12 protein-coding genes and 1 pseudogene are annotated in these 12,886 nt (G+C 33.7%); 7 read left to right on the top strand and 6 right to left on the bottom strand.

Going from position 1 to position 12,886, the window contains the following annotated elements; genetic code table 11:
* The first annotated feature begins 113 nt into the window (after window positions 1-113).
* Window positions 114-1,313, top strand: a complete 1,200-nt coding sequence (locus MNO09_RS20715) for an MFS transporter (RefSeq protein WP_033657810.1) — start codon at window positions 114-116, stop codon at window positions 1,311-1,313.
* A 24-nt stretch (window positions 1,314-1,337) separates the two neighbouring features.
* Here the strand turns inward: MNO09_RS20715 and MNO09_RS20710 are convergent, their stop codons facing one another.
* Complete coding sequence (locus MNO09_RS20710; protein WP_000498023.1) at window positions 1,338-1,799, bottom strand: DinB family protein; 462 nt, start codon at window positions 1,797-1,799, stop codon at window positions 1,338-1,340.
* A gap of 171 nt (window positions 1,800-1,970) precedes the next feature.
* On the opposite strand from MNO09_RS20710, the gene alr reads away from it, so the two are divergent.
* Window positions 1,971-3,146 carry an alanine racemase gene (gene alr, locus MNO09_RS20705; protein WP_002096683.1) on the top strand — a complete coding sequence of 392 codons (1,176 nt, stop codon included), beginning with the start codon at window positions 1,971-1,973 and terminating at the stop codon, window positions 3,144-3,146.
* A gap of 20 nt (window positions 3,147-3,166) precedes the next feature.
* On the opposite strand, the gene MNO09_RS20700 is transcribed toward alr, so the two are convergent.
* From MNO09_RS20700 to MNO09_RS20690, 3 genes and pseudogenes are all read right to left on the bottom strand, one after another.
* Window positions 3,167-3,880 carry a class I SAM-dependent methyltransferase gene (locus MNO09_RS20700; RefSeq protein ID WP_000474000.1) on the bottom strand — a complete coding sequence of 238 codons (714 nt, stop codon included), beginning with the start codon at window positions 3,878-3,880 and terminating at the stop codon, window positions 3,167-3,169.
* Window positions 3,873-4,759, bottom strand: a pseudogene (locus tag MNO09_RS20695) (GNAT family N-acetyltransferase). Before MNO09_RS20695 ends, MNO09_RS20700 begins: the two are co-directional and overlap by 8 nt.
* A gap of 23 nt (window positions 4,760-4,782) precedes the next feature.
* Window positions 4,783-5,661 carry a hypothetical protein gene (locus MNO09_RS20690; RefSeq protein ID WP_000941389.1) on the bottom strand — a complete coding sequence of 293 codons (879 nt, stop codon included), beginning with the start codon at window positions 5,659-5,661 and terminating at the stop codon, window positions 4,783-4,785.
* A gap of 385 nt (window positions 5,662-6,046) precedes the next feature.
* On the opposite strand from MNO09_RS20690, the gene MNO09_RS20685 reads away from it, so the two are divergent.
* Both MNO09_RS20685 and MNO09_RS20680 read left to right on the top strand, forming a co-directional pair.
* Window positions 6,047-7,255: a macrolide family glycosyltransferase gene (locus MNO09_RS20685; RefSeq protein ID WP_000024483.1), complete on the top strand. Its 1,209-nt coding sequence runs from the start codon at window positions 6,047-6,049 to the stop codon at window positions 7,253-7,255.
* 169 nt (window positions 7,256-7,424) lie between these two features.
* Window positions 7,425-8,270, top strand: coding sequence for a YitT family protein (locus MNO09_RS20680; protein WP_000831975.1), 846 nt, complete (start codon window positions 7,425-7,427; stop codon window positions 8,268-8,270).
* Window positions 8,271-8,316: 46 nt separating this feature from the next.
* On the opposite strand, the gene pdxR is transcribed toward MNO09_RS20680, so the two are convergent.
* Window positions 8,317-9,717 carry a MocR-like pyridoxine biosynthesis transcription factor PdxR gene (pdxR, locus tag MNO09_RS20675; RefSeq protein WP_000366306.1) on the bottom strand — a complete coding sequence of 467 codons (1,401 nt, stop codon included), beginning with the start codon at window positions 9,715-9,717 and terminating at the stop codon, window positions 8,317-8,319.
* A gap of 130 nt (window positions 9,718-9,847) precedes the next feature.
* Here pdxR and MNO09_RS20670 point away from each other — a divergent pair, with 130 nt between their 5' ends.
* Together MNO09_RS20670 and MNO09_RS20665 are read left to right on the top strand one after the other, a co-directional pair.
* Window positions 9,848-10,270 carry a GNAT family N-acetyltransferase gene (locus MNO09_RS20670; protein ID WP_001026086.1) on the top strand — a complete coding sequence of 141 codons (423 nt, stop codon included), beginning with the start codon at window positions 9,848-9,850 and terminating at the stop codon, window positions 10,268-10,270.
* A gap of 147 nt (window positions 10,271-10,417) precedes the next feature.
* Window positions 10,418-11,530 (top strand): metallophosphoesterase, encoded by a 1,113-nt coding sequence (locus MNO09_RS20665; RefSeq protein ID WP_000411317.1) that lies wholly within the window; start codon window positions 10,418-10,420, stop codon window positions 11,528-11,530.
* A 26-nt stretch (window positions 11,531-11,556) separates the two neighbouring features.
* Here the strand turns inward: MNO09_RS20665 and MNO09_RS20660 are convergent, their stop codons facing one another.
* A complete protein-coding gene (locus MNO09_RS20660) occupies window positions 11,557-12,183 on the bottom strand; it encodes a DUF1648 domain-containing protein (protein WP_033657809.1) in 627 nt (208 codons plus the stop codon).
* Window positions 12,184-12,319: 136 nt separating this feature from the next.
* Between MNO09_RS20660 and MNO09_RS20655 the strand changes: the two genes are divergently transcribed.
* On the top strand, window positions 12,320-12,886 hold the full coding sequence (locus MNO09_RS20655) for a GNAT family N-acetyltransferase (RefSeq protein WP_001181828.1): 567 nt from the start codon (window positions 12,320-12,322) through the stop codon (window positions 12,884-12,886).

Genomic DNA, 12,886 nt, shown 5'->3' with positions numbered 1-12,886 from the left:
AGTCATACTTTTTACGATGTAATTAAAATAAGCAGCAGTTAAAGAAATACCATTTTGCGCACTTTAGAGGTTTTAAATTGATAAAAAAATTGTAATAAGGGAGAGATATTATGATGGAAATAGGAAAGGAAATAAATAGTGAAAAGAATTACACAATAATGACCGTTGTATTATGTTGGTCGGGTATGGTAGTTATGTCTAGCTTATATGTAACAATCCCTTTAATTGCACTATTTTCAGATCTTTTTAATGTTTCACTAGCACAATCTGCAGCTACAGGCAGTATATTTTCTGTTGGATTTGCTATAGGTTGCTTGTTATTTGGGGCAACCTCTGATAAATATGGGCGAAAAAAAGTGATCTTCATTGGATTACTTGCTCTGTCGATTATTTCGTTTTCCTTAGGGTTTGTGGATAGTATATTGTGGCTTGTTATTTTTAGGGGCTTACAGGGTATTGCAGCAGCAACATTTTCTCCGGTAGCGTTAGCTTATGTTGTAGAAATGTTTCCAGTAGAAAAAAAGGTTACAACAATAGGATTTGTTAGTACCGGTTTTTTAGTAGCTGGAATTGTAGGTCAGGTAATAAGTACGGTTGTTAGTCAACATTTTGGATGGCATATGGTGTTCTTTCTTCTTAGCGTGGTCTATATGATTACTGCTGTATGGATTCAATATTCTCTTCCGAAAGGGGAGATATCTCAATCCTATACTGATATTTTGGGACCGATTAAGCAGATGGGCAAAGTCTTTACACATAAAAGCTTAGTATTGAGTTATATGATTGCGTTTGTTTTATTGATGGCTTTTGTTAATATGTATACTGTTTTAGGGAATTATTTGAGCTCTCCTACTTATAATTTAACTGCAGAACAAATCCTTTATTTTCGCTTAGCGGGGTTATTTGGTATGATTCTATCACCAATTGCGGGTCGTTTAACGAAGAGGTTCGAAGTAAGGAAAGTTCTTCAAGGTGGATTGCTGGTCGCTATTTTTAGTCTAAGTGCAATGGGCTTTGTTTCGTATCTGCCCCTTCTAGTCATAATGAGTGTCTGTTTTGTAATAGGTATTGCTATATCCGTTCCGTCTTTAGTTGCTCTTGTCGGCCAATTGGGAGGGAAAGCAAGGGGAATAGCAGTTTCTATCTATACCTTTGTTTTATTTTTAGGTACTAGTATAGGACCCCTCATTTCTATTTATCTTATGAAAATAGGAAGTTATACTCAAACGTTTATTTTATTAGGAATGTTACTTTTTATTGGATTTATTGCTTCTCTATTTATTAATAATGAACGTGTATTTGATGATATGTAAATTGGATAATGAATGAGTGGAAAATCACTCAAATAAAGGAATGCGAGGATCTTTCATATGCTCGCACAATAAAATATGAACTTGCCCACGATGATGATAAAAATGTGAGAGAATTTCAAGTAACCATTCAAACCGAGAATAAGAAACACCCCAATAGGCAGTCATAACTTCTGCTAATTCTTCTTGGGAATAGGAAAGAAATGTTTTAGAGAGAAGATTGTATCCTTCAATCATTATTTGTTGCATATGGGCAATTGTTTCCGGTGTATATTCTAAATAAAAAGTACGTAACTCTTTATCCGTACTACCATTTAAAATGAGTAAATCCGCATGGCAAATCAGAGAAAGATGTGCACACATTTCAAATAAAGATCGCTTCGAGTGAATTGGTTGTATTTTTAAACTATCTTCATTATATTGGTTAAGCATTTGAATAGAAGTATCAACAGCAACTTGTAGTTGATGCAATGCAGATTGTACAAACATTGTAATTCTCCTCTTCTCCGTATATAATAGTTTCTTAAGAGTATTATATCATACTCAAAATTCCGAAAATTCTAGTAGTTTGACTAGCATATTGAAAAGTATTATATTGTAAAAGGTCATATGAAACGTGAAATAGAATGGAATGCAATTATTGAGTTAGGAGTTAGACCAATGAGTTTGAAATATGGAAGAGATACAATTATTGAAGTTGACTTAAATGCAGTAAAACATAATGTAAAAGAATTTAAAAAGCGTGTGAATGATGAAAATATTGCAATGATGGCTGCTGTAAAAGCAAATGGGTATGGCCACGGGGCGGTTGAAGTTGCGAAAGCTGCTATTGAAGTAGGAATAAATCAGCTTGCAGTTGCATTTGTAGATGAAGCGATAGAGTTAAGAGAAGCAGGAATTAACGTGCCGATTTTAATTTTAGGTTATACATCAGTAGCAGCTGCGGAAGAGGCAATTCAATATGACGTTATGATGACTGTTTATAGAAGTGAAGATTTACAAGGTATAAATGAAATCGCAAACCGTCTTCAAAAGAAAGCGCAAATTCAGGTGAAAATTGATACAGGAATGAGTCGTATCGGTTTACAAGAAGAAGAGGTTAAACCATTTTTAGAAGAATTAAACCGTATGGAGTATGTAGAGGTAGTAGGAATGTTTACACATTACTCTACGGCAGATGAAATTGATAAATCATATACGAATATGCAAACAAGTTTATTTGAGAAAGCTGTCAATACAGCAAAAGAATTAGGAATTCATATTCCATATATTCATAGTTCAAATAGTGCAGGTTCAATGGAGCTTAGCAATACATTTCAAAATATGGTCCGTGTAGGTATTGGAATATATGGAATGTATCCTTCAAAAGAGGTAGATCATGCAGTCGTTTCTTTACAGCCTGCGTTGTCGTTAAAATCAAAAGTAGCTCATATTAAACATGCGAAGAAGAATCGCGGTGTAAGTTATGGGAATACGTATGTAACGACTGGTGAAGAATGGATTGCAACTGTACCGATTGGTTATGCTGATGGCTATAATCGTCAGTTATCTAATAAAGGGCATGCATTAATAAATGGAGTTCGAGTACCTGTTATTGGCCGTGTTTGTATGGATCAGCTCATGTTAGACGTTTCAAAAGCAATGCCAGTACAAGTTGGGGACGAAGTAGTATTCTACGGTAAACAAGGCGAAGAAGAAATTGCGGTAGAAGAAGTAGCGGATATGTTAGGTACAATTAACTATGAAGTTACATGTATGTTAGACAGAAGAATCCCGCGAGTTTATAAAGAAAATAATGAAACGACTGCTTTCGTAAATATACTAAGAAAAAACTGAATCGATATGATTCAGTTTTTTTATTTTTGACAAATGAAAAATGCTCTATTTGTACCGTGTAGTTGAATATTCTTAAAACCAACGGATTTCAACAAAGATATTATTTCTTCATTGGAATAACAAGCTTCTTCAAAAGTAAAGTCACTTCTTTTCCAATTATTATCTATATCATGTTGAAATAGTATAAAGTTCATTTCTGCTTTTTTATTTTCGTTATCATATGTAGAATCAATCGTACATACATATTCTTCCGCTGAAATATGAAATGAAGCAATCCATTTTTCAAGAAAACCTTTCTCCATATTCATATCAAATGCAAAAGTACCTCCATCATATAATGCTAAATAAACATGATGAAAAGTATCTTTGAGCTCATCTAATGTCAGTATATGATTTAAACTATCACCTGCTGAGATGACATAGTGGAAAGGCTCATCTACTTTAAAAAAGCGTGCATCGCCGACGATAAAGGATGCATCTGGCGCATTGTGAAGTGCGTGTTCGATCATTTTTGCAGAACCGTCTATACCAGTTACTATAAAATTATGATCAAGTAGTTTCCTAGTAAGATGACCAGTCCCGCAGCAAAGATCTAATATACGGGAGTGGGGAGGAGCGTCTTGTAAAACGAATTTATGATAGGCTGGATAGGAGTGTTCAGCAAAATGTCCCCAATGTTTATTATAGATGTCTGCAAAAATATTATAATTAGAATAAATTGGTTTTTTAAACATATGTATTCTCCTCAAAATTCATTACATTATAATAGTCATGCTTCGTTTTTATTTCAAAACCACATTGTGTATATAGCTTTAAAGCGTGGTTATTTTTCGTTTCGACGTCCAATTCAATTGTTGAAATTCCTTTTGTAATAAGGGTATGTACCATATAACTAAGAATATCTTTACCATATCCTTTACCTTGATAAGAAGGATGAACGGCGAATCCTGATAGTGTAGTAGATTGTTCTTGCTCAGAAACTGTAATCGTTCCTATCAATTTTTCGTTGATAAGAGCACTGTAAACTTGATGAGAAGGTGAATTCATCATTTTTTGTAACCATATAGCGGTATTTTCTGCTGAATCTCCAAAAGCTTTACTGGAAATTTCAATAAGATCAAGAAGTGATTCTGAAGAGGCAAGAGGGAACTGTATAGTATTCTTTGGTGTTTTTTGAACTTCTTTTGCTTTGAACTCCATACTATATTCACTATATAAATAAGGTAACTTCATATGTTTTGCAAATTCTTTCCCGGAAATAGAATCTCCATTCGTAATAAGAAGAGCTTCATCTGCCTCTCTTATTCGTATTTCTTTTATTGCAGCTTGTAAAAGAGTAGTGCCTATATGTTGTTTCCTATAGTTCGGATGAACAAACCCTATTAACTCCAGTTTTGTTGGTCTTTCAAAGTCATACATACTTAATGAACCGATTAATTGAGTATCGTCATAAAGTAGAAAATCATTTATCTCTTCATTAGTACGAGCAGTTAAAAAGTTTATATGAAATTTGACGAATAATCAATTTGATCGTATTCCCCGCAAATATGAGCTAAATCTTTCATTTGCTGAATTGCATTTGCTGTTAAAGATTTCTTTTGTTCAATATTCATTTCATAATCCCTCTCATTCGTATTTAAAAATAGACTGGATGACTTAGCCACTTTTCTAACTCCACGCTGCCCTGAACAGATAATAATCGGTACAAATATCGATAGGGATGTCTACATTCTTCAAGACGGGGAATGGGCATAATGGTTTCGTAACCTTGTTTAAAAGCATGAGCCTCTTTTTCAGTAAATATATATTCTAAGCCGATAAAATCAAACTCCCGGGGAGCAACTGCGTAGGCTTCTGTATCTACTAATCCCGTAATAGTTGTACCATCTGATAAAAACTGAGTAGGGTCCATATCAATTAAAACGAGCGTTGATTCCTTTGGTGCTGGTAAGGAAGAAAGTTGTGATTCAAAAGTAGGAAATGCATTTTGTATGCTTTCATTATCGGAATAAAACATATTCACAATCTCTTTACTCACATTCAAAATGTGTGATTGGAATTCATCTAGTGTAACTTGAAATGAGCCTGGTACATTTCCTATGTAATCGGTTTTAAATTTATGTATTTCTGCAAGCCCTTTTCCTAGATTGAATAAAATAGAATCTGGTTGCCCGATAAAAGATTGAACTGTGTTACCTACTAACTTTTCGGCTACAACGAACTCACGACCATTTAAAATATGTTTTTCTAATATTGCGGGGATAGGAAGATTAGTATGTGCTTGCAACAATGTATGTACAGCTTCTAAATGATGTACGTTCCTTGGGTCAATTCCAAATAGGTTTTTACATCCCCACCAAAAATCATTGTTTGGCTCTTCCGTTATTTTTGAGGAACGAACAATAACTTCTTCAGCTGCTGTTTTAACAAGAAACACATCGCTTGCATGGTCTTCATAACCTGGGTGTAAAGTTTGGACAGATAAAATAGGTGAAGTGAATAGTTGTTGTAGCATAAAAACGCTCCTTTTTCTGTAAATTCTATAAATTCATTATATAACAGAATATGTTCCAAGTGGATAATGATAGGGACAACATAGAACTTAAATAAATTTATAGTGAGAAATCAGTGTGAAAATTATATTTTTCTACTTTTGTATGAATTATCAAAATAATATTTCTGATGATAAATCTGTAAAAACACCCGAATGTAAATCTCTTATTTTCAGTAAATGAAGAGTTAAGCGCTCTTTTATAAGAATTATAATGTTGGTTATGAAAAATATTTCTCAATAATAAAATGAAGAGAAAAATGTGAAGAAATAGAATAGATTCCTTTATAATAGTTTTAAATTAATTAATATAATTAATTATTAATAATATTAGATAGGAGAGAATATGATGGCAAATGTACTCGTAATAAATTTCCCTGGAGAAGGTCATATAAATCCGACTTTAGCTATTGTAAGTGAGTTAATTCGGCGAGGGGAGACAGTTGTTTCGTATTGTATTGAAGATTATAGAAAGAAGATTGAAGCAACAGGTGCAGAATTCCGAGTGTTTGAGAATTTCCTCTCTCAAATTAATATTATGGAACGAGTAAATGAAGGTGGGAGTCCTTTGACGATGCTATCTCATATGATTGAGGCATCAGAGCGTATTGTGACTCAAATTGTAGAAGAAACAAAAGGAGAAAAGTACGATTACTTGATATACGATAATCATTTTCCCGTAGGACGTATTATAGCCAATGTTTTAAAATTACCTAGCGTTTCTTCTTGTACAACATTTGCTTTTAATCAGTACATTACTTTTAATGATGAACAAGAATCAAGACAAGTAGATGAAACGAATCCATTATATCAATCTTGTTTAGCGGGAATGGAAAAATGGAATAGGCAGTATGGAATGAAATGTAATAGTATGTATGATATTATGAATCATCCTGGTGATATTACTATCGTATATACTTCAAAAGAATACCAGCCGCGTTCAGATGTATTCGATGAATCGTATAAGTTTGTCGGCCCATCAATTGCTACTCGAAAAGAAGTAGACAGCTTTTCTATGGAGGATTTAAAAGATGAAAAATTGATTTTCATTTCTATGGGAACAGTTTTTAATGAACAACCTGAACTATATGAAAAATGTTTTGAAGCGTTTAAAGATGTAGAAGCGACAGTCGTATTAGTAGTTGGTAAGAGGATAAATATAAATCAATTTGAAAACATTCCGAATAACTTTAAGTTGTATAATTACGTACCGCAATTAGAAATATTACAGCATGCTGATGTATTCGTGACACATGGTGGTATGAATAGTTCGAGTGAAGCACTATATTACGGTGTCCCGTTAGTTGTAATTCCTGTAACAGGAGATCAGCCTTTAGTTGCGCAACGAGTGACTGAAGTAGGGGCTGGAATAAGGATTAATCGTAAAGAATTAAGTTCTGAATTGTTACGTGAGACTGTAGAGAAAGTAATGGATGATGTAACGTTTAAAGAAAATAGTCGTAAAGTTGGAGAGTCACTTCGAAATGCTGGTGGGTATAATAGGGCAGTTGATGAAATATTAAAAATGAAAATGAATTCATACTCAAAACTTAAATAAATGTTTGGAGCACACTTACTGTAATATGTAAGTGTGTTTCTATAAATAAATTACATAAAAAATCACTGTAAAGGTGAAACTTTTGTGTATATAAACTCATATCTTTGAATCAGTAGTAAAATTACGTTAAAATAATACTAAGAAAATACATAAGTTTTGGGGGTAATGAATGAAAAGAGTATTTGAATACGTATTATTAACAATTGGATCGATTATTGTAGCGGGTTCATTAGAGCTTATTTTAGCACCTAATGGCTTAGTAGATGGCGGGGTAACGGCCATTGCTATTATGGCAAATAAAGTTGCTGGATTACCGCTTTACGGAGTGTTTTTAGGACTTAATATTCCTATCCTGCTATTTACCGCAAAAGTAATGGGGAAGAAGTTCTTCATCCGTACATCTTATGCAAATGTAGTTACAACACTCGGATTAATCTATTTAAAACCATTTCCGGCGATTACAACTTCTGAATTATTAATTGTACTTTATGGTGGCGTACTGTTTGGAATAGGCGTTGGGATTGTTGTTAAAATGGGTGGAGCAATAGATGGATCAGAAATGTTAGCGGTTTGGATGAACAAACACTTTAAAGTACCGATTAGTACATTTTTACTTGCTGTAAATGCAGTTATTTTCACATTTGTAGCGATTTTATTTTCAATCGAACAAGCGATGTTCTCATTAGCAATTTTCTATATTGTTACGAAGATGATTGATTTCATATTAGATGGTATTAATCAAGGAAAGAGCGTCATGATTATTTCTGGTAAAAATAAAGAAATAGGCGATCTGCTTATGAAAGAATTGCAATTATCCGTTACGTATCTACATGGAGAAGGTGGTTTTTTAGGAGAACATAAGAGAATCATTTATTGTATTACAAACCGTTTCATTTATCCAAAAATGAAAGATCTCGTTCTCTCTGTAGATCCAACTGCTATCATTGAAGCTTCCTATTCAACAGAAACAACTGGTGTCAAACGTCCGGGAAGGGCAGCGAGATCAGAAAAATAGTGAATGAAAATAGCTCCACGTAAGTATAACTTACGTGGAGCTATTCTTATTTAGGGAACCAGGCCTTTTTCAGTAATTGAACTACAGTTTCGATACAATCCTCTGGAATACTGCCAAAACCGAGCAATACATACGACTCATCCATTACATTATGAACCGAATCGTATGTGGAGAGAGGGTATAACTTAATACGTTCTTTTGCGGCTGCATGAATAAGTTCTTGTTCATTCATTCCGTTATGAACGTGAAGTACAATATGAAGTCCGGATTGTTCACCGAGTATATGAACGTTATTTCCCATCTCGTTTGTAATAGATTTAATTAAAGAAATATGTTTTCTTTTATATAACGTCCGACTGCGGTTAATATGACGTTCCCAATCACCATTTTGAATAAAGGTGGCAAAGGTAAGTTGTTGCAGCGTAGAAACTGTTTGTTTAAACATACCACCAAGCTCTTCATAGGCTCTTAACAGATGAGGTGGTAAAACAATATATCCCATTCGTAAAGAAGGTAAAAAAGATTTCGAGAAAGTTCCCATATAAATAACGCGTTCATTTGCATCTAGTCCTTGTAAAGAAGGAATAGGTTTTCCTATATAACGGAATTCCCCGTCGTAATCATCTTCAATAATATAGCCCTTACAATCATTCGCCCATTTTAATAACTCGAGTCTTCTAGATAACGGCATAATGATTCCAAGTGGAAATTGGTGAGATGGAGTGACATACGCTACATTACAACCCGATTCACGTAAAGCGGAAATATGAATCCCTTTATTATCTAAAGGGATGGGGTGAACGGTAAGACCAGAACTTTGAATCATAGCAGGAATACGGTGAAATCCAGGGTTTTCGATTCCGAATTCCTTTTTTGAACCAAGTAGTTGAAGTAGTAGCCAAAGAAGAGGCTGCGTACCTGCTCCAATAATAATTTGATCAGGTGAAGAATGTACCCCGCGAGCATGATATAAATACTTTGAAATATGTTCTCGTAGAACGAGCTCACCTTGTGGATCTTCCTTAGCAAATAATTCATTTTCATACTGAAATAAAGTTTCGTGTATTGCTCTTTTCCAGTTTGTTATTGGAAAAGCTTTTTGATCAATAAGTCCTTGACTACAATCATAATCATATTGTTCGTCTTTTTTATTGTTAGCACTGTTTGACGCAATTTGCTGTTTCTTTTGAATGACATCAATATCAACTTCTGCAACAAAAATCCCACGTTTCGGTTTGCTTTCTACATACCCTTCAGCTAGTAATTGTTGATAAGCGGATTCCACTGTAATACGGCTCACATTAAGTTGTACTGCTAAATTTCTGTGAGAAGGAAGGCGTGTACCGGCACATAGTGACCCATGAGAGATTTCTCGTTTCATATATTCATAAATTTGTAAGTAAAGGGGTGTTTTACTTTGTAATACTAATGGGATAGTCAGATCCATTCGTGGACGCTCCTTTTCATACTGGCCTTATAAAAAAGAATAAAACTGTCACTTAAGCTAAGGGCAGTGGCTTTCTATAATGATGATATAACATTTAGAAAATTTTATAAATAGTAAGGGGAGAATCAAAATGAATATTAGAGAAGTAGTAACAGAAGCGGATTTACATGATGTATTTCCCGTATTACAGCAGTTACGAACGAAACTTTCAAGAGAAGAAGCAAGTTCTTTGTTTCAAAAAATGAAAGAAGAGAATTATAAACTATTTTCGCTACGTAATGAAGAGCATGAAGCAGTTAGTCTAGCTGGTGTAGCGATTTGTACGAATTTTTATAATGAGAAACATGTTTTCGTATATGATCTTGTAACTGCGGAAGCACACAGATCAAAAGGATATGGTAAAGTTCTGCTGTCATATGTAGAAAAATGGGGGAAAGAAAAAGGGTGCAGCTCTATCGTTCTTACATCTGCGTTTCCAAGAATGGATGCACATCGTTTTTATGAAAGAGAGGGCTATGATAAGGTAAGCTATTCTTTTTATAAAGAGCTATAATATTAAGTAGGTTCCATGTTTAAAAATATATGGAACCTATTTTCTTTTCTGGATTTGAGCTAGCAACAGGTCCAGTAATATAATTTGTCGAATATTAGAAAATAACAAGGGAATATTGAATTTGGAGAATGTTAGGAGCGTTTATACTTGGAAAAAATAAAGAAATTATCTATACCAAATGATGGAAGAGTCATCATTATTTCTGATATTCATGGAGAATTAAATCTTTTTAATGAACTACTACATAAAGTTAATTTTAAAGATGAGGATTATTTAATTATTAATGGTGATCTTTGTGAGAAAGGAAGAAATAGCATTGGCGTCGTAAACTATGTGATGGATCTAGTAGTTAGCAAGCCAAACGTTTATGTAATTGAAGGGAATTGTGAAGTTGTAGTTGAAGCACTTGTGAATGAAAATCCCGCGCTAATAAATTATTTATGTACGCGAAAGAATACAATTTTTAATGAGTGGCTAGCGGAATTGAGTGTTACCGTTAATGAAGAAAGTGATATTTGTGAAGTGAAAAACATATTGATGGGGCATTTTTCAAAAGAAATAAAGTGGCTAACAGAATTACCAACAGCGATTGAAACAGAAGATTATATTTTTGTACATGCTGGCCTTGATGATAAAGAAGATTGGAAAGAAACAGTGCGCAAAAATGCGATAGCAATGCCAGAGTTTTTCAATAAATCACATAGAGCAAATAAGTATGTAGTTGTCGGTCATTGGCCTGTTGTAAACTATTCAGACAAGGCACCGTCTAACAATCCAGTTATTGATGAGGAGAAAAAGATTATTGCAATTGACGGTGGAAATGCGATTAAAGAAGCAGGACAATTAAACGCATTTATCATTCAAAGGACAAGAGCAGGTGATACGTTTTCTTATACATATGTAGACTATTTTCCAGAGTTTGAAGTGATAGCGGATTTTAATGCGAACACATCAATGCAGGGCGGGGTGACATATCCGTATTATTACATAGATCCTATAGAGAAGATGAAAGATTATACGGTATGTAAGCAAAGAGAAACGAATAAATTACTCTCTGTGAAAAATGAATATATTAGGCAACTTAATTCAGGTGAATACACAGTGAAAACCGATATTTCTTGTGCACAAATAAGTGTAAGAAAAGGGGACATTGTGTCTCTCATTGATAATAGCTGCTCAGGATATGATTTAATTAAAAGAGACGGAGTAGAAGGCTGGATAGAGAAAGGTATTTTAGTTGAGATAGAAAAGATGAAATAGGAGGTATGGAGCCTCCTATTTTTTTATTACCTTTTTAAATGAGTAGATTGCTTGCTGTCTTTCATAAGTAAGTAAATCGTACTCGGTAAAATGGCAAGCGTCATTCCTAAAATAATTACGATTATAGCATAACCTCTATACGGAACAGGAACGATAAATGGAAGCCCGGCTAGGAAAATACCTGCTATTATCATTGAAATACTACAAATATTTGAAGCTCTTTTTTCAAGGTGTTTATCATTCCATTCCAATGAAACCGTTGATTTACTCGTATTAATTTTGGAACTGAAATAGCCTATTAATATAAATAAAAGCCCTAATGCTAAAAATATTAAATGATCAAGAGGAAGAGTGAAGCCAAGAGCGATGAGAGCAATGACAATATCGACAAAAAATAAAAATAGTAAAATTGTGTTGCCAATCCAAAGGAGAAATTTCTGGTTACTCGCTGCTTTAGATAAAGCTAAAAATAAAAAGAATAAGAAGGTACATATAATTATATTTACGATAACAAAAGTGCTTTTATCCATTGTTGATGTAGGCGTTCCATTGAAGTCCCATTTTGTAACAATACGTAATGGTAAGAAGAAATAGAGAATAATATTTGTTGTAATAATAGTGAGAAATAAAGTAATACTAAATCGATTATTCATTGAATCACCAGCTTTCCACATGAATAATTGGTATCTTATAACAAAATTATACAATATAATAAAGGATATTTGTTTTGATTTTTCTGAAAAAATATTATAATTATATATGAAATAAAGAGGAGTGTAGGAGGAAATTATGCAAAACGTAAGAGTAAAAGGGGATAAAGTTACAATTCGTGCAATTGAAGAATCAGATATAAAAACATTATGGGATCTCGTATTTAAAGAAGAAAATCCAGAATGGAAAAAATGGGATGCACCGTATTTTCCGTTTTCAATGCAAGAATACTCGTCTTATAAAGAGAAGATGAAAACTCGTTTAAAAGAAGAACCTCTATCCAATTTAATTATAGAAAATAACGGTCAAATTATAGGGACAATCGGGTTTTATTGGGAATATAAACCGACGCGTTGGTTAGAGATGGGGCTTGTTATTTATAATCCAAATTACTGGAATGGTGGTTATGGTACAGAGGCGTTAACGTTATATCGAGATTTACTATTTGAAAAGATGGAGATTGGCAGAGTAGGAATCACGACTTGGTCTGGCAATGAACGAATGATGAAAGTAGCGGAGAAAATAGGAATGAGCTTAGAAGGTAGGATGCGAAAATGTCGTTATTATAACGGGACGTACTATGATTCTATTCGAATGGGAATGATTCGTGAAGAATGGGAAGCGTTATATGTAACGAAGGGGTAA

This window comes from Bacillus sp. N5-665, assembly GCF_022637375.2.
GTDB classification, from domain to species: Bacteria; Bacillota; Bacilli; order Bacillales; family Bacillaceae_G; genus Bacillus_A; species Bacillus_A wiedmannii.
This window is presented reverse-complemented; position numbering and strand designations above follow the sequence as displayed.